Here is a 20,865-nt window from a genome sequence, read left to right as displayed (position 1 = left end):
GGCCCCACAGTGCACTGGGCTATCGCCCGCCAGCGCCCGAAACCATCATACCAATGGATCGCAGGCCGACAATGCACTAACAATCAATTTGGACCAGTCAGATGAGGCTGCTCAGGGCACTCCTTTTGGGTAAGCCAGCGACATGGACATCGCGCTGATTATGAAAAACAGCGGCACCCCCATCGAAAAATAGTCGACACCCCAGTCTGTGTAATCGACACCAAGCGGATGAATTTTCACCGCGTGTACAAACACGACCGCAGACGCCGCGATACCGCGCAGTGAATCAAGGCCATGCGCCCTTTGATCTTTGAGATTGCCTGTCATGATCCACTCGAGATGCCGCGCCTGTGCTGCCAAATGACTTCGACAGCGGCGAATGCCAGCGATAGATGGTTGGCGCGCGATGGTAATCCGAATGACGGTTTCAAGGCGGAGACACGCTGGGGGATCGCTGCCCACGGGGCTGCGATCGTCCGCGGAATTTGGAGTTGGCAGACGTTGAACCGGCGGGCTCGTCCACTTGCAATGCATTTCCGGGGCCCGTAACAAAGCCGCAGGCAGGGATACGCGCTATACATCTGCAAAGATGCGTTTTTTCCCGCTATCCTGAATTTGCGGGCCACGGGTACAGGTAGACGCGATGAGACTTGTCATATCCACGATGAAAGACGAAGGGCCGTTCATCCTGGAATGGATTGCATACTATCTTTCGATCGGCTTCACCCGTTTTATCGTCAATTCGAACGATTGTTCCGATGGCACCGACGCGATCCTCCAGCGATGCCAGGAACTGGGGTTTCTGGCGCATATAGACAATCCCGGCCCGTGGGAATTTGGACCCCAGGCTTCAGCTTATGCAAACGCCATGGAACACCCCTGGTGCAAAGAAGCCGAATGGATATTGGTCTGCGACGTGGATGAATTTCTTGATATTCGCGTCGGCGACGGAACACTGGACGATTTGTTTCGTGCATTGCCGCATGCGGACGGATTTGCCGCAATCTGGCAGCTGTTCGGGCACAGCGGAATCGTCGAGTTCGAAGACAGGTTCGTTGTCGAGCAATTCACCCGTGCGGGCGAGCTTGGCGCCGTCAGTCCTCACAACTTGCGGGCGTTCAAATCGCTCTTTCGCAACAACGGATCGTATCGCACAATCAGCACGCATCGACCGCGCGGCCCGATACCCAACAAGGCGGATCGATTTGCCTGGGTCGACGGGGACGGTGATCCGTTGCCGCCGGCCATGCGAAGAAGAGGGTGGGCGTATTCGTCAACGGGCGCCGGGTTTGGGCGCAGGCTTTTTCGGATGAACCACTATGCGGTGAGGTCCGTGGAAAGCTATCTGATGAAGCGGTTGCGTGGGGATGTGAATACCTCGAGTTTTCATCCGAAGATGGAGGCAACAGGTCAGGCCTACTGGAAGCTGCATTGCTATAACGACATCGAAGAAACCTCGATCCTGTCCAAAGTTGCGCGACATCGAAAGGTTTATGAGAAACTGCGATCCGATCCTGTTCTGGGGCAATTGCATCATCAGGCAGTTGAATTTCACAAGGAACGTATCGCAAGCCTCAGAAAAACTGAGGTGGCGCAGGATTTCGTTGCAAAGTTCAGCCGCTTTCGCAGCGGGCGCTATGTCAAGGCGCTGGACCTCGGCGTGATGGAAGACGGCGATCTGTCCTTCAACGCCGAAATGTACAAGGACCCGGAAATCACATTTGCCCAGGTCGCGAAATGGACGCGGCTTGGCAAGATGTCCAAGCCCGAGAACTCCAGGCCATACAATTTCCCCTGGTTTGTTCGGCTCGACTCCCTCGAAACCTCGTTCGATTACGAAGAGGCCGCCGCGCAGCACGCGCAAATCACGGATGCCAAACAAGTTTCGGTGCCGTTTGATCCAAAGGATCCTGTCTACCTGCCTGCTGTCCCCCCGGAAGTTGAAAGAACAAAAGACCAGCGGCAGAGTTTTCTTCGATCGATCAGTGGCAAGAAGAACTGGGTGCTGATCGGACATGTTGAGACTGAAATCATCGAAGAAGTACTTGATCTGGACGCTGTCGAGAAATTGACGGTCATAGGACCGTGGGGGCTGTCTTGGGACGGTTTTACATGTCCGGATGCAACTCAGGATCCCGAGCTACAGGCGTTGGATCGCACGTTTTATGCATTGCTGGAATATTTCCGCGACCCCATTCTTGCCGGGCGATTGCATATCTACCGGGCGCTGCCCCCCTTGATGCTGAAGCTGTTTGAAGACGAAAGCGTCGGCGTCGTCATCATCCGCGGGGTGCGGGCAGAGCAGGTGATGACCCAGCTGTTGCGCCGTATCGACCGGGTTCTTGCCCCCGGGGGCAGTATCGCGTTCACATCCTATCGCCGTCACGGAGGCGGGTCGTATACGGGTATGAATGCGGCGATAAACAGTTTCCTCGGGCGCAATGCTGCACGATACCGGATAACCAGCTTGCAGCCACCGTGGCTTGGCATCGACAAGTTGCCACCGCTTGGCAAAAAGGACACATAGCTTCTGGTTCTTGAGGCTGTGGCGTGGTAGCCATGGCGCAATGAACAAAACGGGTTTTGAGTGAATGGGATACCCGTCTGCAAGTGAGGTCGAGATGTCGAACGAACCCAAGGTTATCGGTGTTGCGCCCGGCAGCCAGAAGAAACCGAAGGCTGACAAGGCGACCAAACGCAAAAACAGCAAAGAAGCAATCCGCCGAACATTCCTTTCGCGTTTGCCAAAGGGGGGCTTGGCTGTTGAAATCGGTGTCTGGCAGGGTGAGTTCTCTCCGACCATCTTGAAACTGATCGAGCCCAGTCAGCTTTTTCTGATCGACCCGTGGAAGCATATTGGTGTTGAGTCGCACACAACCGCGTTTGTGGGTCGGACCGAAGACGAAAAGATGGAGGCCATCTTCCAGAAGGTCGTAAAGACTTTCGAGGCCGAGATCGAAGAGGGCAAGGTCGGTATTATCCGCGATTTTTCGGTGCCTGCGTTGGAGCTTTTTGATCATGAAAGCATCTCGTTCGCCTATGTCGACGGAGACCATTCGTATGAAGGCGTGACCGCTGATCTGGCCGCTTTGTTTCCCAAGATCAAACCCGGTGGGATCATGGCATTCGACGACTACCACCGCCGCGGCTGGTGGGGCGACGGCGTGATCCGTGCGGTCAACGAGTTTCTGGGTCAGCACCCCCGAGAGTTGCGCATCCGCGCGATTGCCGGCGCGCAGATCGCCATCGAAAAAATTGTCCCGCAAGATGACAGCAAAGGTCAGAACAACTAGGCGGCGGGGATAAGTGGCAGCGATGGAAAAGCCTGAAAAAGTCCTCATCACCGCGATGAAGAACGAGGGTCCCTATATTCTGGAATGGGTGGCCCATCACAAAGTGCTGGGGTTTGACCGGATCATTGTCTACACCAATGATTGTACAGACGGCACCAACCAGATTCTGAGACGGTTGCAGGACTTGGGCCATGTGGAGTTTCACAGAAACCGGGTTGGAACCGGAGGCATTCACCGGTCTGCGCTGAGGCAGGCACGGCGTTTGCCGGTGGTGAAAGACGCAAAGTGGATATACGTCGGGGACGCGGATGAGTTCCTGAATATTCACGTTGGAAATCACAGAGTTGATGATCTGATCGAGGCAACGCCCGGCGTTGACGTCATCTCCATCCCCTGGAAGATTTTCTCGAACAGTGGTCGGCATGTTATGCGCGATACGCTGGTGACGCGGCAGTTCTTCGATTGTGAACTGGATTTCGAACAAGGCGGGGCAGGGCGCCGGTTTGTCAAATCCCTGTTCAGGCAGGGCGATTTCTATCTTCGTTTCGGGTTGCACAACCCGCACCCCCGTCCCGAACTTCAGACCGGCGTGTTCCGGTCCGTGCCCGGAGGGCACGCCACGGAACCTGCGCCCTTCGGCAACCATGTCTCGCCTCCGTTTGGTTTTGAAGTCGCACAGATCAACCACTATGCCGTCAGATCCACGCAGGCCTATCTGGCAAAGCGCAGCCGAGGTCGGGCAAATCATTCCTCGCAGACACTTGGAACCGAATATTGGGACCGTTGGAACCGTGGCGGTGCCAAGGATGAAACAATCCTGCGGTACAAGGACGAAGTGGATGCGGTGCTGGAAGAGTTTCGCGCTGACGACAGGCTTCGACGGCTACATAGAAGAGCGTTCCGCTGGCACAAGGCCCTGATCAACGATCTGCTGAAACTGCCAGAGTATGATGAGCTGTACCAGAAACTTCTTGAAAAACCGGCTGTGGATTTTGTCGCAAAGGACCGTGGCGTAAGGGAACGCCTGTCGGCCAGCGCGCCGTCTTCGACCGACGAAAACCGGACAGAGTCCTGACAAAACGGCCCCTGGAGAAATAGACGAATGGTTGCGGATCACTCTCTTCCGACGATTGGGATGCTGTGGATGGAAGGCAGCCTGAGCTTTCTGGAGCAGATGTGCATGCTGTCATTCGCCGAATGCGGTCACAGAGTCGTTTTGTTCCACTATGGGCAAGTCGACAACGTTCCGGATGGTATCGAACTGGTGTCGGCAAACGAAATCCACGAACCCAGGCAGTTCATCGTGAACAACCAGTTCAAGACGCCGGTGCCCCAATCCGATATCTTCAGATTGCACCTGATGAAGAAAACGGATTTTCTGTGGTGCGACACGGATGTTTTGGCGCTTGCCCCGATCCCAAGGGCCGATCATGTTTTTGGGTATTTCAACCGCGATACCATCTGCAATGCCGTTATGCGGTTGCCCTTCGACAGCCCCACGTTGAACGCGTATTCCGAATACTGCCAGGACCCCTATCCGATCCGCCCTTGGGTTGAAGGGGAGGAACGGAAAGAACTGGAACGCCTTAAACAGGCTGGAGAGTTGCCTCATGCGTCAGATCAGGAACACAGTGTCTACGGCCCCGGCGTCATGACATGGTTTCTGCGCCATTTCGACGAGTTGAAGCATGCCAGCCCCATACCGGTCTTTTATCCTTTGCCGTTCAGACGGGCAGGGCAGGCCAATGACATTCACGTCCGAGAGTTCAGGGACGCGTATATCAAAGAGGAAACGCTTGCCGTGCATCTGTGGGGGCGCCGGATGCGGTGGTGGATTGCAAACGGGATCAAACGGCATTCGTTTCTGGATCGACGTTTGCGGAACCTGGGTGTGAGACCGGGCGACGCGCCTTTGCCGCGCCACGGCCGTGGGGGCCTCAAACCGGTGGAGTTTCCGGCAAACCTGCCCACCTTGCGCGCTACGACCGAAGAAATCCACGACGCCACCGGCGGCGTTGTTTCCGTTGCTCTGCTCTCTGACAGGGAAGACTATCTCAAGGCGGCACAGGCTGATCTCGACGCAATTGCAGCTGACAATCTGTACGGTGCCAACACCCCGCCACGCGTCGGTTTTTCGCGCGGTTGGGAACACTATGGCAGTGATCCTGCTCGGCTGAATGCGCTTGGTATGTCTTTGTACAACTATGCGGATAGCCATCGGTCATTACCCGATCTGCGCGCGCCAAAGACATTCGCCGAAAAGCTGGTGGTCATGAAGCTGTTTGGCGAAGTCCCTGATGCGTTGATTTCTGACCGGTCCAAATACGTGGGCAGCGCCTCGGAACTGCTTGCCTGCCCACAGCGCATGTGGGAGGCGCACATTCCGGAATTGCCCGAAACACTCGACCTCGGGCCCGGCCAGTATTGGTTGAAAGGAACGATGAGCCATGGTCACAAGCTGGCCCTGTCGTTCCCGCTGGATGGCCCGCAGCGCGACGATGCCAACCAGAAACTGGCAGCGTGGCACAAGACAAAAACGCCCGAAGGGTTCTGGACAGGCGAATGGTGGCGCGCCACGCAAAAGCCCCTCTATTACATCGAAGAAGACTTGTCCGCCGGGGATCGACAGGCCGGCACCTGGAAATTCTGGGTAATCGCCGGACGCGTGCAGTTGGTGCAGGTTGACCGTGACCGGGGGCGAGGGCGCATCCAGATGCTCTATGATCGCGACTACAATTACCTTGCAGATGAGCTGTATTCACCAACCAGCAGCACTGTTGAACCCCGGCCCGAACGTTTTGAAGACATGATCCGGATCGCTGAAACCCTGGGGCAAGACCTTGAATGCGCAAGCGTAGAGCTTTTCCCGGTTGGTGACAGGATTTGCTTGGGTGACATCATGATGGCGCCGGTGTCGGGCAAGCACAAGATGCGGTCGGATGCGCTGGATCAGCGTCTGGGTGCTGCGTGGACCGGAACTCGGCTGTTTCCCGGCTGAGGCTGGACGATTCCCGGATCTTTCATGCCGCCGGAACAGGTGGCAGGGCCTATTCGACCGCGATTTCCTGGCGCAGTTTTCCAGTTGTTTTGTCAAAGATCAGAATGCGATTGTCATCGGTTGCGACGGCATACCAGTTTGCCCCGATGGTCAGGGCCTGCGCCCGGGCGCCGTCGGGCAGCGCGATCTGATCCGGCAAGGTCGGTGTGCGGTCCGATAGGCGGATGACAATCAGGGCGAATGTCACTAGAACCCCGCCAATCATCACCGCGGTCAACAGCATGACCATCCGCCGCAGCAATCGCAGTTGCGGAGTTTCCTGCGGTTCTTGAGGTTCGGAAGGGACAGTCATGGGCACCCGCCAGATTGAGTTTCAGATCGCGGCCGATCCGCCGCCTCGCCTTGATAAGGCGCTTTCCCGGGATGTGCCAGACGGGGAAAACCTGTCGCGCACCCGACTTGCGCGTCTGATCGAAGGGGGCGCGGTGCAGATCGACGGTGCCGAGATACGCGACCCCAAGGCCAAGGTGGCCGAAGGGGCACGGGTCACGATTGCCGTGGCCGAGGCCGAAGACAGCCATATCGGTCCCGAGGACATCCCGCTCGAGATCGTCTTCGAGGATGCGGACGTAATCATTGTCAACAAACCCGCAGGCATGGTCGTGCACCCTGCGCCGGGATCACCCAGCGGGACATTGGTGAATGCTTTGCTCCACCATTGCGGAGACGATCTGTCGGGCGTCGGCGGGGTGAAACGCCCCGGTATCGTGCATCGCATCGACAAGGAAACCAGCGGCCTTCTGGTGGTCGCAAAGTCAGACGCGGCGCATCACGGGCTGGCCGAGCAATTCGCGGCGCATAGCGTCGAACGGTATTACCGTGCGGTGTGTTACGGGGTGCCGGATGCCAACGATCCTCGGTTGCGCGGTGTCAAAGGGATCAGCTTTGAACCCGGCAACATCATGCGCGTCACGACGCAACTTGCGCGACACAAGACCGACCGTCAGAAACAGGCGGTTCTGTTCCATGGCGGGCGGCATGCCGTGACACGCGCACGCGTTGTCGAGACATTTGGTGTGCCGGCGGGTCTTGCCCTGATCGAATGCTGGCTTGAAACCGGCCGAACGCATCAGATCCGCGTTCATATGGCCCACGCAGGGCACGGGCTGGTGGGCGACCCGGTTTATGGCGGCAAGCGCAAGCTGTCCGCAAAAGCGTTCTCCGCCGCCGCCGCCGCTTTTGTAGGCGCTTTTCCCCGTCAGGCGCTTCATGCCGCCGTTTTGGGATTCGAGCACCCTGTCACCGGTGAATCCCTGCGGTTTGAGGCTGACTTGCCGCAAGATATGCAATGCCTTGTCGAACGTCTGCGCGCACCGCTGTCATAATAAGCAAACTCCTGTGAAAAAGGGCTTTTTACCTTTCCTTAACGTAAGATTAATTCCAGACTGTTAGCAGCACCTCTTGAATGGGAAGGGTTCCTTACCCATATCCTATGTTAAACATCTAAACATTTGTCGGAGGGACACAATAATGGCAAACTACGCAAATCTTCCCGCACCGACGCCCGAGGGCGGCCTGAATCGCTATATGCAGGAAATCCGCAAGTTTCCTCTGCTGGAGCCGGAAGAAGAATACATGCTGGCCAAACGCTGGGTCGAAGAGCAGGACACCGAAGCCGCGCACAAGATGGTGACGTCTCACCTGCGTCTGGCGGCCAAGATCGCCATGGGCTATCGCGGCTATGGTCTGCCGCAGGCCGAAGTGATTTCCGAGGCCAATGTGGGCCTGATGCAGGCGGTCAAACGGTTTGACCCTGAAAAAGGCTTCCGTCTGGCGACCTATGCCATGTGGTGGATACGTGCCTCGATCCAGGAATACATCCTGCGGTCCTGGTCTCTGGTGAAACTGGGCACAACCTCGGCGCAGAAAAAGCTGTTCTTCAATCTGCGCAAGGCCAAGGCCCGCATCGGTGCATTGGAAGAGGGCGACCTGCGCCCTGAAAACGTCAAGAAGATCGCCACTGATCTGGGTGTGACCGAAGAAGAAGTGATCAGCATGAACCGCCGGATGTCCGGTGGCGATGCGTCCCTGAACGCCACGGTCGGGTCCGAAGGCGAAGGCACCATGCAATGGCAGGACTGGCTTGAGGATGAGGATGCCGATCAGGCCGGTGATTACGAAGCACGCGATGAACTGGAAGCACGTCGGGAATTGCTGGCGGCGGCTTTGGATGTGCTAAATGATCGGGAAAAGGATATCTTGACCCAGCGCCGTCTGATGGATCAGCCTGTCACGCTCGAGGAGTTGAGCACTCAGTACAACGTAAGCCGAGAGCGCATTCGCCAGATCGAAGTGCGCGCGTTCGAGAAGCTGCAAAAGAAAATGCGGGATCTGGCGCGGGAAAAAGGCATGCTGGGCGTCAGCTAACAGTTGCGCCCCTGCTTGCCTCGCAGGAAGATTCTTTGCGTTCAAGCAATAACGGAAAACGCCCTCTGATGATCAGGGGGCGTTTTTTGCGAATGTTGGCGGAAACTGAATCAAAGCCCTAAATCAATGGCTGAAGGTCGAAAGCTGTGTTAGGAAAAGACGTGTTTTGTCTTTGATTTCGCAGCAGAACGAGCGCTGGTGCCCCCTCGGGAAGCGCGTAATTTGAAACAAGCCGAGTACGGAGGGTGCAATGCAAAGACCGGTTCAATTTGGTGTATTGGGTGCAGCGAAATTTGCGCGCGAATACATGGCCCCGGCGATACATGCCGCCAATGGCGCGCGCTTGGCCGCGCTGGCAACCTCGGATACCGCAAAGGTAGAACCGTTTCAGTCCTTTTGCCCGGATTTGCAAGTATTTGACAGCTATGATGCGTTGTTGGCAGACGCCGGAATCGACGCAATCTACATCCCGTTGCCCAACCATATGCATGCGGAATGGAGCCTTAAGGCTTTAAAGGCTGGCAAGCATGTTCTGTGCGAAAAGCCCATGACCATGAAGGCGGATGAATTCGACGCATTGATCCAAAAGCGAGACCAAAGCGGCCTGTTGGCCGCCGAGGCATACATGATCGTCCATCACCCTCAATGGCAGCTTGCAAGGAAACTGATCGCTGATGGTGCCATCGGCAATTTGGTACATGTGACCGGTGCATTCAGTTTCGACAATCGCTCTGACACTCGGAACATTCGAAACCGTGCGGAAACGGGCGGTGGAGGATTGCGTGACATCGGGGTCTACGTGATCGGTGGAGCACGCTTTGCAACCGGGCAAGAGCCTGTGTCGGTGCAATCCGCGATCCGTTGGCAGGATGATATCGACATCTTCACTGAAATACGCGCCCAGTTCCCCGGATTTACCTATTCCAGCTATGTGTCCATACGGATGCATCCCCATCAAGAGATGGTATTTCACGGCGAGAGCGGTTTGATCCGCCTGACGACCCCGTTCAATGCGCGTGTGTTCGGAGAGGCGCGGGTCGAGCTGCACCGGCCGGGGCTTGAAGTTCAGGTCACCCGCTTCCCCGGAGCAGACCATTACAAGTTGCAGGTCGAGGCCTTTTGCCGATCAATCAGGGATGGGGCGGAATATCCTTGCCCTTTGGAATTCTCACGCGGGACGCAAGAGGTGATTGATCGTGTATTCGAGGGCGCGGTTTCACTGTAACTTGCGTTGCGGCCAACGGCTCAGCTATCCTGAGTGTCACAGTTTCAGGAGATGACCGATGGCCGGAGGTTGGGCACGCGACGGCGCTGTAAGCGAACAGATCGAAGCGTCGATCTCAGATGAACTGGCGCGGATGCAGGCGCAAAAGCGGCCCCAGGGCGAAAGCCTGACCCATTGTGCCGAATGCGAGGAACCTATCCCGGAAAAGCGTCGCGTCGCGTTGCCGGGAGTAAAGCTCTGCCTGGATTGCCAGCAAGAGCGGGACGGCGCGTTCAAGGCGCGCGGCGGCGTCAATCGGCGTGGATCGAAAGACAGTCAGTTGAAGTGATCTTGGTATGGCCGCGATGAGCCCATTGTGTCGGATGCGCCACTGGTTATGAATGTCCGAAGTCGGGAACGCAAATAAGTCATATGAAGAATCTCATACTCTTCTTGTTTTGTTCAGTCGGAGTATTGATAACCTTGCCAATAGTTCTGGTTATGGTTTGGTGGAGTTGGATTCACTTTGTTCAAAGCCCGCGATTTGCTTCTACGTTCTTTGAGGACTTGCTAGATATCGAAGCCGTAGTCGAAAGCCGCAGGTGGCATTGGGGCAGTCATCCATGGGCTGACAACGTATTTGGTTGTTCCTATGCAATTGCAAGTATTTCAGGGAACGCTGCATCAACCCCACCAGCGAACTGGCACGCCGATTGGGTCGAAACACCAGTTGCCGTCCCTGAAGGTCGCCACGATATCCTTGGCGCATGCACCTATCTTTGGCCAGAAGAGCTCAACGCTCGACTAATCCGAGCGCATGACGAACCAGGTTCATATTATTCCTCCAACTCAGAGACTTTGTTGCTTTATTCACCCAAAGAGAGAATCGCCGCAAGTATACGCTTCGGGGATTAAGCCGCCATTGGAACAAGCATACCAAATGGCGGTAATGTCCCACGTAGCGGACGCTTGCATTCAACAGCCCCTTGGGCGCGACAGTGCCGAGGAAGGAGGATTTCCACAAGGCAGATGTCGCCACCCTCTGTTACGGGCGTCTCAGCCCTCCATCGCCTCCAGCTCGTCAATGAAGCCCGAGATCATCGACAGGCCCTTGTCCCAGAATTTCGGGTCGCTGGCATCTAGCCCGAACGGGGCCAGCAGTTCTTTGTGGTGCTTTGATCCACCTGCGCGCAGCATTTCGAAATACTTGTCCTCGAAACCTTCGGCGCCGCTTTCATAGACCGAGTATAGCGCGTTCACCAACCCGTCGCCGAAGGCATAGGCGTAAACGTAGAAGGGCGAATGAACAAAGTGCGGGATATAAGCCCAGAAGGTCTCGTACCCGTCCATGAATTCGAATGCCGGGCCAAGACTTTCGGCCTGAACGCTCATCCACAGGGCATTGATGTCGTCTGGGGTCAGCTCCCCCTCGCGGCGGGCGGCGTGCAGTTTGCATTCAAAGTCGTAGAAGGCGATCTGGCGGACCACCGTGTTGATCATGTCCTCGACCTTGCCGGCCAGCAGAACCTTGCGCTGTTCGGGCGTTTCGGCCTGGTCCAGCATCTTGCGGAAAGTTAGCATCTCGCCGAAGACGCTGGCGGTTTCGGCCAGCGTCAGCGGCGTCGAGGACAGCATCTCGCCCTGATCGGCAGCCAGCACCTGATGCACGCCGTGGCCCAGCTCGTGCGCAAGCGTCATCACGTCGCGCGGTTTGCCCAGATAGTTGAGCATCACGTAAGGATGCACCTCGGTCACGGTGGGATGCGCGAAGGCGCCCGGAGCCTTGCCGGGCTTCACCGCCGCGTCGATCCAGCCTTTCGAGAAGAACGGCGCCGCGATGTCGGCCATGCGGGGATCGAAGGCGGCGTAGGCTTCCATCACGGTTTTCTCGGCGTCCTCCCACGACACGGTGCGGGTGTCTTCCATCGGCAGCGGCGCGTTGCGGTCCCAGACCTGCATCACATCCAGCCCCAGCCACTTTCGCTTGAGATCATAGTACCGATGGCTGAGTTTGGGATAGGCGGCCACGACCGCCTCGCGCAGGGCTTCGACCACTTCGGGTTCGACATCGTTCGACAAGTGACGCCCTGTTTGCGCGGTCGGCATCTTGCGCCAGCGATCGACGATTTCTTTCTCTTTGGCCTGCGTGTTGTGGACACGGGCAAATGTTTTGATGTTCTCCTGAAACACGCGGGCCAGTTCGCGCGCCGCGGCCTCGCGCTTGGAGCGGTCCTGTTCGGTCAGCAGGTTCAGGGTGCCTTCGATGTTCAGTTCGTCGCCGTCCACCGTAAAGGTCAGTCCGGCGATGGTTTCGTCGAAAAGACGCTCCCACGCGTCGCCGACAACGCCCAGATCGTGCAGGAATTTTTCCAGCTCGTCAGACAGCTGATAGGGCTTCATCGCGCGGATGCGCCGGAACACGGGCTCGTATCGGGCAAGATCCGGGTTGGCAGCAAAATGCGCCCCAAGCACATCATCTTCGATCCGGTTGATCTCGAGCGTGAAAAACACCAGAGGCGTTGTGAACACGGTGATCTTTTCCTGCATGTCCGACAGGAACTTGGCCCGCTCTGCGTCGGTGGTCAGTTGGTAATAGCGCAGACCGGCAAAGGACATGATACGGCCTGCGACGGCGTTGATCTTTTCATTGCGCTGAACGCAGGCCAAAAGGGCCGCAGCGTCCAGCTCTGCCAGCTTGCCTTCATAGTCTGCCGCAAAGGCGGCACATTCGCCTTCCAGCCAGTCCAAGTCGCGCGCCAGTTCGGGCGCCTCTTCCGAGGCGTAGAGATCCGTCAGATCCCATTCGGGAAGATTGCCCAGATTGTCGGCACCGCCCATTGCGTTTGCGTCACGGACGGGAAAGGGAAGGTCGCGCATGGATCACCTTTTGTAGACTGCTTTGCAAACATCTAGGGTTGGCGCGCGCGGATCACAAGCGGCCAATCCCAAGGTGAAAAGGTTTACGTGGAAACCAGCTTGGACGCCCCATTTGATTGGTTGGCCCGGAAATGACTGGCAAGCTGGTCCAGAACCGGGCCCCGAACGTCCGGTGCTTCCATCAGCACCTCATGTTCACCGTTCGGGATTTCGATCAATGTACCATTCGGCCAATTGGCCATGCGCGCCCGTATGGCCTTGCGATCGACGATCTGTTCGTGGCTGCCCAGAAAAGTCAGACAGGGTGTCTTTGGGGCGGGCTGTTCCATCAACCATTCGCATTCGTCCAGCGACTCGCGCAGCCAGCGGTTGGAAGGGGCACCAAGAGCCAGTTCGGGATGCGCATTCAGCTGATTTTGCATCATCCGGTACATGTCCGGGTCGCGGGTCAGCATATTCCCGTCGAAAGGTTGCGACAGGACATAGCTTTCAAGCGTCGTGGTCGGGGGGGTGCGTTCGCCAAGGCCAAGCGCGGTGCCCCAATACGCTGTAACGCGGCTCAGAGGTTTCATGACCGGAGTGAAGAAAATTCCCCACATCGGGCCGGTGAACGCGCACGCGGCAAAGCACCCTTTTTCGATGACGGCACGCAACCCGATGGCACCGCCCATCGAATGCCCGACGACATACCACGGCTTGGGCAAATCCAGAGCGTTGGCAAGGTCCAGGGTTGACTGAACATCATATTGGTAATCGGTGAAATGATCGACATGGCCGATGCGTGGGTTGTCCAGCAACCGATCCGCAAGACCCTGACCGCGCCAGTCCACGGCCAGCATCGCAAAGCCGCGCTTCGCGAATTCACCGGCGGTACTGCCATATTTTTCGATATATTCGGTGCGTCCGGGGAACATCATGACGGTGCCATGTGCGCCATCATCCGGAAGCCAGTGACCCACGCGAATGCGTTTTTGGTCAGACATCGTCAACCAATGGGCCTTTCCACCGGCAGGTCCGCCGGCCACGTCTTCAAAAAAGGGGGCCGGCGACAACTCCATCAGGCCAGCACCGAGGCAAGCTTCATGGCAACACCCATGTCGCCGTCAATGCTCAGCTTTCCGGACATGAACGCGCCGGTCGGATTCAGCTCACCGCTGAGGATCTGTTCGAATGTCTCTGCATCAGCGCTCATGGTGACACTGGCCTCTTCATCGCTGACCCGCGCACCGTTTTCGTCCAGAACGATCGAACCCAGATCGGTGATGGCGAACTTGGCCGTGTCATCAAACGCGCCGCCATCAAGTTTTTCGTTCAGTGCGGCAGCCGCCTTTTCAAGAGTCTCGCTCATGCTTTTCCTCATATTGTTAGTGCGCCGTGAATGGACATCCCCGGTCGCAACGCTACACTGACTACTGTTATGAGCATTGCAATTCACAATCTCAAAGGTACCGTTGCGGCACTTTTTGTCCTAGTCACGTTTTCCACCAATTGTTTCGCGCAGCAGGCGGATTCACGGGACGAGGATGAGTTGCTGCAAAAACTGGCGCAGTCGACCCCGGAACAGGCAATTGCACTGGATCGGCAGTTGCAGGCGCTGTGGTCGCAATCGGGGTCTGCGTCGGCTGATCTGCTGCTGGAGCGGGGACGCGAGGCCTTGGATGAGGGCGACGTCGACGCTGCTCTGGATCATCTGACCGCGCTGACGGATCACGCGCCTGATTTTGCCGAAGGCTGGCATCTGCGCGCATCTGCCTTTTTCGGGGTCGAGCGATTTGGTATGGCGGCCGCCGATCTGGAACATGTGCTGACGCTGAATCCAAATCACTATGAGGCGATTTACGGTCTGGGTCTGATCTTTGAAGTTATCGGGGAACCTCGGAAAGCCTACGAGGCTTATTCTCGGGCGTTGTCTATACATCCTCATCACGAAGAAGTAACCAATGCCGTGAATCGGCTGAAGCCTCAGGTTGAAGGCAAGGCGCTGTAAGGCTCGGGGCAGGGGGCGAATGTGAGCGGGTCATCCCGAATCGTGGCCGTACTTGGCCCGACCAACACTGGTAAAACCCATTACGCTATCGAACGCATGCTGGGCCATCGGACCGGCGTGATCGGTCTGCCGCTGCGCCTGCTGGCGCGCGAGGTCTATGACAAGATCGTTGCGATCCGTGGGCCGTCGGTGGTGGCGCTGGTCACGGGTGAAGAACGGATCGTACCGCCCCGCGCCCAGTATTGGGTGTGCACGGTTGAGGCGATGCCGGAAGGCATGGGCGCTGATTTTGTTGCCATCGATGAGATCCAGCTCTGTGCCGATCCGGAACGGGGTCACGTCTTCACCGACCGTCTGCTTAGGTCTCGCGGCACGAACGAGACATTGTTCCTGGGCTCGGACACAATGCGTGGCCCGATTTCGGCGCTGGTCCCCCAGGCGCAGTTCGTGCGGCGAGAGCGGATGTCACAGCTGGTTTACTCGGGCTCCAGAAAGATCAGCCGGATGCCTGCGCGCAGCGCCATCGTGGGGTTCTCGGTTGAAAACGTCTATGCCATCGCCGAATTGCTGCGCCGCCAGAAAGGTGGTGCCGCGGTGGTCATGGGGGCGCTCAGCCCGCGGACCCGGAATGCACAGGTGGACCTGTATCAAAACGGCGAGGTTGATTACCTGGTTGCCACGGACGCTATCGGGATGGGGTTGAACCTGGATGTGAACCACGTTGCGTTTTCATCCCTGTCCAAATTCGATGGGCGCAGGATGCGTCCGCTTGCGCCGAACGAGCTGGCGCAGATCGCAGGCCGGGCAGGTCGCGGGATGTCGGATGGCACCTTCGGCGTAACCGGAGAGGCCCCGCCGCTGGACGAGGGCGTGGCACAGGCGATAATGGACAGCCGGTTTACGCCGATGAAAAAGCTGAACTGGCGGAACGCCGCCCTTCGGTTCGGCTCGATTGAAGCGCTGATCGACTCGCTTGAGGTCAGCCCGGATGATGAACACCTGATCAAGGCCCGCCCTGCTGATGACCTGAACGCGTTGAAATCGCTGTCGCAAGTGACCGAGGTTGTCGCCCGGGCAAGCGACGGCCCGTCCGTCCGGTTGCTGTGGGATGTGTGCAGAATCCCTGATTTTCGCGGTATCAGCCACGCGGAACACGCCAGCTTGCTGGAGGTGATCTATGGCCATCTGCATGAACGGGGATCTATTCCCGACGAGTTCATGGCGCGGCAGATCAGACGGATCGATCAGACCCACGGCGATATCGACGCTTTATCTAAAAGATTGGCATATATTCGCACGTGGACATATGTTGCGCAGCGGAAAGGGTGGGTTCGTGACGAATCACATTGGCGTGACGAAACCCGCACTGTAGAAGACAGACTGTCCGACGCTCTGCATGAGCGTCTCACGCAAAGATTTGTGGATCGGCGCACATCCGTTTTGTTGCGCCGGCTCAAACAGAAGGAGGCCCTTTTGGCCGAAGTAAATGACAAGGGTGAAGTGACCGTCGAAGGCGAATTCGTCGGTCGTCTGGAAGGGTTCCGGTTCATCCCGGACAAAAGCGCGCAGGGAACCGAGGCGAAAGCTCTGAAATCGGCGTCTCTGCAAGCACTCGCGCCGCAATTCCATCTGCGCGCCGATCGCTTCTACAACGCGCCCGATACTGAAATTGATTTCACTGATCAGGGTGGCCTGATGTGGGGTGAATACGCCGTTGGCAAGCTGGTTGCCGGGGCCGAACCTCTCAAACCCATGGTCGAAGTGTTTGTTGACGAAGCGGCTGGGCCGGATGTCGAGCAGAAAGTGCAGCGCCGTTTGCAGCACTTCATTGACCGCAAGGTGGCCGCTCTGTTCGAGCCGCTGCTGAACCTGTCCCGCGATGAGGAACTCAGTGGCCTTGCCAAAGGATTTGCTTTCCGCATGGTCGAAGCGCTGGGTATCCTGCCCCGCGCCCAGGTCGCACAAGAGGTCAAGGATCTTGATCAGGACGCCCGCGGTGCCTTGCGCAAGCATGGTATCCGGTTCGGCCAGTTCACCATTTTCATGCCGCTGCTGTTGAAACCGGCCCCCACGCGTCTGCGTCTCGTGCTTTGGGCGCTGTCCAGCGGGTTGCAGGAATTCCCCGAAGCGCCACCTCCGGGCCTGGTGACCGTGCCGGTCGCCAAGGATGCACCGCAGGGCTATGACACCATGTGTGGCTACCGCGATGCAGGCGAGCGTTCGATCCGTATCGACATGTTGGAACGTTTGGCGGACATGCTGCGCGCTGAAGACAGCCGCGGGGGATTCGAAGCCAAACCCGATATGCTGTCGATCACCGGTATGACCCTGGATCAGTTCGCAGACCTGATGCAGGGGCTGGGATACAAGGCGGAACGCGGCGAGCGGCCGAAAGTCAAACCTGCACCGGTCGAACAGCCGGCGGCAGCTGAAGCGGACAAACCGACCGCCGAAGAAGCCCCGGCAAGTGAAGTCGCGGCAGAAGAGGTCGCCGCACCCGCCGAGGCGGCAGCCGAGGCCACCGACGGCACCGAGGCGGCAGCCGAGGCTGGCGCGGACAGCCTTCCCGCAGAACCAGTGTCAGACGAACCCGAGGTTGAAGTGTTCTACACCTTCACCTGGGCCCGTCAGCGACAGCCCAACCGAGGCCCGCGCCGCGAGCAGGGGCAGGGCAAGGGCAAACCGCGCGGCAAACCGCAGGATGGCCGTGGCAAACCGCACGGCAAGAAGGGCGGCAAGCCTCAGGGCGCCAAGACCTTCTCGTCGCGGCCGCCGAAAAAGGAAAAGGCGATTGATCCTGACAACCCGTTTGCAGCCGCGCTGATGGGTTTGAAGGACGGCAACTGATCCGAAATGGCCGAGGCCAAGCTGCGGATTGACAAATGGTTGTGGCAGGCGCGGTTCTTCAAGACCCGCAGCCTGGCCGCCAAACAGGTCAGCGGCGGCCATGTCAGGTTGAACGGAAACCGGGTGCAAAAACCGGCGCAGGCCGTGGCCCCGGGCGACGTTCTGACCTTTCCTCAGGGCCGTATCGTCCGCGTTGTGCGCATCGAAAAAATCGGGGATCGCCGTGGTCCGGCCCCCGAAGCGCAAACGCTGTATTTCGATATGACCGAAAAACAGGACGTTCCGCCCAAAAATCCGGGGTTTGAGGGAAAAGGTCGCCCGACAAAGAAAGATCGCCGTTCACTTGATCTTTCTCGCACCGAAGATCGCTGATCATATCTTGAAGAGTAGGCCAGACTGAATTAGCTAAACGCTCAAACCGCAAACGGGAATCCGATCATGACCTATGTTGTCACCGAAAACTGTATCGCCTGCAAATATACCGACTGTGTCGAAGTATGTCCGGTGGACTGTTTCTATGAAGGTGAGAACACGTTGGTCATCCATCCCGACGAATGCATCGACTGCGGTGTTTGCGAACCGGAATGCCCGGCCGACGCGATCCGCCCCGATACTGAACCGGGCATGGATCAATGGGTCGAATTCAATCGCAAGTACTCGGAAATGTGGCCTGTGATCGTCACCAAGAAAGATCCGCTTCCCGATGCGGAAGAACGCGACGGTGAAGAAGGCAAGATGGAGAAGTATTTCTCGGAAGCACCGGGCGAGGGTGGTTGAACGATTCGCGCTCAAACCCCTGTTTGATGCGAAAAGAACGCGGCACAACCTGTTGAAAACAGGTTGAATATGAAGATTTACCGTAGGGTAAACTTTCGGGTGTCGTATTTTTGTGATATACTTGGTTCTTGTATGATGACCGAGATTGGGATGCGCTCCACAAGTATGCTCGCTTTGGAGATTTGAATTTGTGACAATATCGCCGCCTGTCGGGGCTGAAAAAGTCCCCGCATGTGGTGCTTTTGTTGTCTGTGTCCCGTCCGCAAGCAAGGAAAAAACTGAATGACAAAGTCGAAAAAGCTCGAGTTCCGCCCGAACGACTATGTTGTCTACCCCGCCCACGGCGTAGGCCAGATCATCTCGATCGAAGAACAGGAAGTCGCGGGATTCTCTCTGGAGCTGTTCGTCATCTCATTTGAGAAAGACAAGATGACTCTACGCGTGCCGACCAACAAGGTTACCGAATCCGGACTGCGGTCGCTCAGCTCGCCCGACGTGATCAGTCAGGCGATGAAAACGCTGAAGGGAAAGGCAAAGGTCAAACGCGCCATGTGGTCGCGCCGTGCTCAGGAATACGAACAGAAAATCAACTCGGGCGATCTGATCTCGATTGCGGAAGTGGTCCGCGATCTGCATCGCACGGACGACCAGCGCGAGCAGAGCTATTCCGAGCGTCAGCTGTACGAAGCTGCCCTGGAACGTCTGACCCGCGAGGTCGCGGCGGTTTCCGGCACCGGCGAAGTATCCGCTGCCAAACAGGTGGACGAAGTTCTGACCTCTCGCGCTGCCTGACAGCGAGTTCAATATGACAACAGGCCGCTCCACCATCGGGGCGGCCTTTTTCGTGGCTTGGTGAATTCCGCAAGTACCGCTAATTTCACTGTATATGCAGCAAGCTACAGGGCGGACATGAAGCAGGCAGTTAGATATCTGTATATCGGACATGACCCGATTTCGGTCTGGTTTCGGTACGCTCTGATCCTGTTCGATGTTGCGACAATCATTTTCTTTGTCGCAACGGCTCACGTCCCTCATGGTCCCGGCTTGGTCCTTGCAAGCCAGTTGATCGGTTTTTTGATTTTCTTGGACTTCTCTGCGCGGCTTTGGATTTCAAAGGATCGTTGGAAGCTGCTGCGCCAGATTTATACGCTGGCGGATATTGTCGTCATCGTCTCGCTGGTTCTGGATCCGTTCCTGACGGGCAACCTGGCTTTCCTGAGGATTCTGCGGGCCTTGCGCCTGATCCATTCATACCACCTGCTCAGGGACTTGCGACGCGACAGTACCTTTTTTCGCACCCATGAAGACGCGGTGATTGCAGCAATCAATCTGATGGTATTTGTCTTTGCCACCTCTACGGCGGTTTTGGTGTTCTTCATTCCGGAAGACGCCCAGACGCCTTACATAGACGCGCTGTATTTCACCATGGCCACCCTGACCACAACCGGGTTCGGCGACATCACGCTGAGCACCCCTTGGGGCAAGCTGTTCTCGGTGTTCATCATGGTCGTGGGTGTCGCGTTGTTTGTCCGTTTGGCGCAGGCGATATTCATGCCGCAGAAGGTACGTCACAAATGCCCAAGCTGCGGGTTGTATCGGCATGATCCCGATGCCGTGCATTGCAAGCATTGCGGTGGAACACTGCGGATCGAAACAGGCGGCGTGTCCTAGATCTGCGCGCTGATGGCAAGCAGAAACGCGATCTCGGCCAGTTGTTGCGATGCCCCAAGTATGTCCCCGGTCTGGCCGCCGATCTTCTTGCGCGCTGTCAGCGCCAAGATGGCAGCAACCGAGGCGGCAGAGAAGATGGCGGTGATCGCCGCACCCCCGCACAGGAAAACGGCGATTGGAGCGGCCAGGCCCAAGGACATGCTGACCGAAATCGCGCCGGGGGTTCCCACCGAATGGCTCAGCCCCGATTTTCTGGCGTTTGGCAGGGATGCCATCAAAACCGGCATCAAGGCGCGTGAGAACATGCAGGCTGCCAGAATCGCCCAAATCGACCCGGTTGCCAAAATCGCGGCAACTGCCGAAACCCGAGCAAGCTGAGAAAAAACCAAAGCGAGAACACCATAGGTTCCGATCTGGCTGTCTTTCATGATTTCAAGTCGACGTTCAGCGGTGAACCCGCCCCAGAGGCCGTCGAACGTATCGGCCAGACCGTCTTCGTGCATCGCGCCCGTCGTCATGATCAACGTTGCAACCAATAGGGCCGCGGCAACAAAAGGGGGCAGATGAAAGACCATTGCCAACCATCCGACCAGACAGGCAATCGCTCCGACGGCCAGCCCGGCGATGGGGAAGGCCCATGCCGCCTGTGCCTGCCGTTTGAACACAGGTTCGGGCAATCGGGGCAGAGGCAGGCGGGTCAACAGTACCAGAGCCAGCGGAATATCCCACAGGGAAAAGGGATTGGTGTCGTTTTTTTGCACGCCCGTGCCTTTCGGGGTCTTGT

General features: G+C 57.4%; 20 protein-coding genes. 14 read left to right on the top strand and 6 right to left on the bottom strand.

Going from position 1 to position 20,865, the window contains the following annotated elements; genetic code table 11:
• Positions 1 to 111: 111 nt before the first annotated feature.
• On the bottom strand, positions 112 to 327 hold the full coding sequence (locus GOW31_RS06190; RefSeq protein WP_171116457.1) for an acyltransferase family protein: 216 nt from the start codon (positions 325 to 327) through the stop codon (positions 112 to 114).
• Positions 328 to 643: 316 nt separating this feature from the next.
• Here GOW31_RS06190 and GOW31_RS06185 point away from each other — a divergent pair, with 316 nt between their 5' ends.
• The 4 genes from GOW31_RS06185 to GOW31_RS06170 all read left to right on the top strand — a co-directional run bounded on the left by GOW31_RS06185 (position 644) and on the right by GOW31_RS06170 (position 6,291).
• A complete protein-coding gene (locus GOW31_RS06185) occupies positions 644 to 2,527 on the top strand; it encodes a glycosyltransferase family 2 protein (protein ID WP_171168597.1) in 1,884 nt (627 codons plus the stop codon).
• A gap of 64 nt (positions 2,528 to 2,591) precedes the next feature.
• Positions 2,592 to 3,293 (top strand): class I SAM-dependent methyltransferase, encoded by a 702-nt coding sequence (locus tag GOW31_RS06180; RefSeq protein WP_254441637.1) that lies wholly within the window; start codon positions 2,592 to 2,594, stop codon positions 3,291 to 3,293.
• 22 nt (positions 3,294 to 3,315) lie between these two features.
• Positions 3,316 to 4,368 (top strand): glycosyltransferase family 2 protein, encoded by a 1,053-nt coding sequence (locus tag GOW31_RS06175; RefSeq protein WP_171168595.1) that lies wholly within the window; start codon positions 3,316 to 3,318, stop codon positions 4,366 to 4,368.
• Positions 4,369 to 4,395: 27 nt separating this feature from the next.
• Complete coding sequence (locus tag GOW31_RS06170) at positions 4,396 to 6,291, top strand: ATP-grasp fold amidoligase family protein (protein ID WP_171168593.1); 1,896 nt, start codon at positions 4,396 to 4,398, stop codon at positions 6,289 to 6,291.
• A gap of 49 nt (positions 6,292 to 6,340) precedes the next feature.
• Here GOW31_RS06170 and GOW31_RS06165 read toward each other — a convergent pair whose 3' ends face one another.
• The gene (locus tag GOW31_RS06165; RefSeq protein ID WP_152457651.1) at positions 6,341 to 6,643 is read right to left on the bottom strand and encodes a DUF6476 family protein; all 303 of its coding nucleotides are present in this window, start codon (positions 6,641 to 6,643) and stop codon (positions 6,341 to 6,343) included.
• On the opposite strand from GOW31_RS06165, the gene GOW31_RS06160 reads away from it, so the two are divergent.
• The 4 genes from GOW31_RS06160 to GOW31_RS06145 all read left to right on the top strand — a co-directional run bounded on the left by GOW31_RS06160 (position 6,642) and on the right by GOW31_RS06145 (position 10,271).
• Positions 6,642 to 7,676 carry an RluA family pseudouridine synthase gene (locus GOW31_RS06160; RefSeq protein ID WP_171168591.1) on the top strand — a complete coding sequence of 345 codons (1,035 nt, stop codon included), beginning with the start codon at positions 6,642 to 6,644 and terminating at the stop codon, positions 7,674 to 7,676. The two genes, GOW31_RS06165 and GOW31_RS06160, sit on opposite strands and share 2 nt — an antisense overlap.
• Before the next feature lie 145 nt (positions 7,677 to 7,821).
• The gene (rpoH, locus tag GOW31_RS06155; RefSeq protein ID WP_171116444.1) at positions 7,822 to 8,718 is read left to right on the top strand and encodes an RNA polymerase sigma factor RpoH; all 897 of its coding nucleotides are present in this window, start codon (positions 7,822 to 7,824) and stop codon (positions 8,716 to 8,718) included.
• Between the two features lie 250 nt (positions 8,719 to 8,968).
• Complete coding sequence (locus GOW31_RS06150) at positions 8,969 to 9,943, top strand: Gfo/Idh/MocA family protein (RefSeq protein ID WP_171168589.1); 975 nt, start codon at positions 8,969 to 8,971, stop codon at positions 9,941 to 9,943.
• Positions 9,944 to 10,001: 58 nt separating this feature from the next.
• Complete coding sequence (locus tag GOW31_RS06145; RefSeq protein WP_170346639.1) at positions 10,002 to 10,271, top strand: DksA/TraR family C4-type zinc finger protein; 270 nt, start codon at positions 10,002 to 10,004, stop codon at positions 10,269 to 10,271.
• A gap of 707 nt (positions 10,272 to 10,978) precedes the next feature.
• Here GOW31_RS06145 and GOW31_RS06140 read toward each other — a convergent pair.
• The 3 genes from GOW31_RS06140 to GOW31_RS06130 form a co-directional block, all read right to left on the bottom strand.
• Positions 10,979 to 12,799: a M3 family oligoendopeptidase gene (locus GOW31_RS06140; protein WP_171168587.1), complete on the bottom strand. Its 1,821-nt coding sequence runs from the start codon at positions 12,797 to 12,799 to the stop codon at positions 10,979 to 10,981.
• Between the two features lie 83 nt (positions 12,800 to 12,882).
• Entirely contained in the window at positions 12,883 to 13,857 is a 975-nt protein-coding gene (locus GOW31_RS06135) for an alpha/beta fold hydrolase (protein WP_171168585.1), read from the bottom strand.
• A complete protein-coding gene (locus GOW31_RS06130) occupies positions 13,857 to 14,147 on the bottom strand; it encodes an SCP2 sterol-binding domain-containing protein (protein WP_152457676.1) in 291 nt (96 codons plus the stop codon). The genes GOW31_RS06135 and GOW31_RS06130 overlap by 1 nt, the downstream gene beginning before the upstream one ends.
• A gap of 30 nt (positions 14,148 to 14,177) precedes the next feature.
• Here GOW31_RS06130 and GOW31_RS06125 point away from each other — a divergent pair, with 30 nt between their 5' ends.
• The 6 genes from GOW31_RS06125 (at position 14,178) to GOW31_RS06100 (ending at position 20,081) form a co-directional block, all read left to right on the top strand.
• Complete coding sequence (locus tag GOW31_RS06125; protein ID WP_171168583.1) at positions 14,178 to 14,786, top strand: tetratricopeptide repeat protein; 609 nt, start codon at positions 14,178 to 14,180, stop codon at positions 14,784 to 14,786.
• 21 nt (positions 14,787 to 14,807) lie between these two features.
• Positions 14,808 to 17,633 (top strand): helicase-related protein, encoded by a 2,826-nt coding sequence (locus tag GOW31_RS06120; protein WP_171168581.1) that lies wholly within the window; start codon positions 14,808 to 14,810, stop codon positions 17,631 to 17,633.
• Between the two features lie 6 nt (positions 17,634 to 17,639).
• Positions 17,640 to 18,005: an RNA-binding S4 domain-containing protein gene (locus GOW31_RS06115; RefSeq protein ID WP_171168579.1), complete on the top strand. Its 366-nt coding sequence runs from the start codon at positions 17,640 to 17,642 to the stop codon at positions 18,003 to 18,005.
• 66 nt (positions 18,006 to 18,071) lie between these two features.
• The gene (fdxA, locus tag GOW31_RS06110) at positions 18,072 to 18,410 is read left to right on the top strand and encodes a ferredoxin FdxA (protein WP_152457680.1); all 339 of its coding nucleotides are present in this window, start codon (positions 18,072 to 18,074) and stop codon (positions 18,408 to 18,410) included.
• Between the two features lie 282 nt (positions 18,411 to 18,692).
• Positions 18,693 to 19,202 (top strand): CarD family transcriptional regulator, encoded by a 510-nt coding sequence (locus GOW31_RS06105; protein WP_171116428.1) that lies wholly within the window; start codon positions 18,693 to 18,695, stop codon positions 19,200 to 19,202.
• Between the two features lie 117 nt (positions 19,203 to 19,319).
• Positions 19,320 to 20,081 (top strand): ion channel, encoded by a 762-nt coding sequence (locus GOW31_RS06100; RefSeq protein WP_171168577.1) that lies wholly within the window; start codon positions 19,320 to 19,322, stop codon positions 20,079 to 20,081.
• Here the strand turns inward: GOW31_RS06100 and cobS are convergent.
• Entirely contained in the window at positions 20,078 to 20,842 is a 765-nt protein-coding gene (gene cobS, locus GOW31_RS06095; protein WP_171168575.1) for an adenosylcobinamide-GDP ribazoletransferase, read from the bottom strand. The two genes, GOW31_RS06100 and cobS, sit on opposite strands and share 4 nt — an antisense overlap.
• Between the last annotated feature and the right edge of the window lie 23 nt (positions 20,843 to 20,865).

Source organism: Ruegeria sp. HKCCA0370 (assembly GCF_013033705.1).
In the GTDB taxonomy this organism is placed as follows: domain Bacteria; phylum Pseudomonadota; class Alphaproteobacteria; order Rhodobacterales; family Rhodobacteraceae; genus Ruegeria.
Note: the sequence above shows the minus strand (reverse complement) of the source record. Positions and strands in the feature narration are given on the sequence as shown.

What these genes read in the sequence shown, in the direction of transcription:
- GOW31_RS06105 (WP_171116428.1), top strand. Translation starts at nt 18,693, where the DNA reads ATGACAAAGTCGAAAAAGCTCGAGTTCCGCCCGAACGACTATGTTGTC.
- GOW31_RS06135 (WP_171168585.1), bottom strand. Translation starts at nt 13,857, where the DNA reads ATGGAGTTGTCGCCGGCCCCCTTTTTTGAAGACGTGGCCGGCGGACCT.
- GOW31_RS06115 (WP_171168579.1), top strand. Translation starts at nt 17,640, where the DNA reads ATGGCCGAGGCCAAGCTGCGGATTGACAAATGGTTGTGGCAGGCGCGG.
- GOW31_RS06100 (WP_171168577.1), top strand. Translation starts at nt 19,320, where the DNA reads ATGAAGCAGGCAGTTAGATATCTGTATATCGGACATGACCCGATTTCG.
- GOW31_RS06180 (WP_254441637.1), top strand. Translation starts at nt 2,592, where the DNA reads ATGGGATACCCGTCTGCAAGTGAGGTCGAGATGTCGAACGAACCCAAG.
- GOW31_RS06130 (WP_152457676.1), bottom strand. Translation starts at nt 14,147, where the DNA reads ATGAGCGAGACTCTTGAAAAGGCGGCTGCCGCACTGAACGAAAAACTT.
- GOW31_RS06145 (WP_170346639.1), top strand. Translation starts at nt 10,002, where the DNA reads ATGGCCGGAGGTTGGGCACGCGACGGCGCTGTAAGCGAACAGATCGAA.
- GOW31_RS06150 (WP_171168589.1), top strand. Translation starts at nt 8,969, where the DNA reads ATGCAAAGACCGGTTCAATTTGGTGTATTGGGTGCAGCGAAATTTGCG.
- GOW31_RS06140 (WP_171168587.1), bottom strand. Translation starts at nt 12,799, where the DNA reads ATGCGCGACCTTCCCTTTCCCGTCCGTGACGCAAACGCAATGGGCGGT.
- rpoH (WP_171116444.1), top strand. Translation starts at nt 7,822, where the DNA reads ATGGCAAACTACGCAAATCTTCCCGCACCGACGCCCGAGGGCGGCCTG.
- GOW31_RS06185 (WP_171168597.1), top strand. Translation starts at nt 644, where the DNA reads ATGAGACTTGTCATATCCACGATGAAAGACGAAGGGCCGTTCATCCTG.
- GOW31_RS06165 (WP_152457651.1), bottom strand. Translation starts at nt 6,643, where the DNA reads ATGACTGTCCCTTCCGAACCTCAAGAACCGCAGGAAACTCCGCAACTG.
- GOW31_RS06190 (WP_171116457.1), bottom strand. Translation starts at nt 327, where the DNA reads ATGACAGGCAATCTCAAAGATCAAAGGGCGCATGGCCTTGATTCACTG.
- GOW31_RS06170 (WP_171168593.1), top strand. Translation starts at nt 4,396, where the DNA reads ATGGTTGCGGATCACTCTCTTCCGACGATTGGGATGCTGTGGATGGAA.
- GOW31_RS06125 (WP_171168583.1), top strand. Translation starts at nt 14,178, where the DNA reads ATGGACATCCCCGGTCGCAACGCTACACTGACTACTGTTATGAGCATT.
- GOW31_RS06160 (WP_171168591.1), top strand. Translation starts at nt 6,642, where the DNA reads ATGGGCACCCGCCAGATTGAGTTTCAGATCGCGGCCGATCCGCCGCCT.
- GOW31_RS06175 (WP_171168595.1), top strand. Translation starts at nt 3,316, where the DNA reads ATGGAAAAGCCTGAAAAAGTCCTCATCACCGCGATGAAGAACGAGGGT.
- fdxA (WP_152457680.1), top strand. Translation starts at nt 18,072, where the DNA reads ATGACCTATGTTGTCACCGAAAACTGTATCGCCTGCAAATATACCGAC.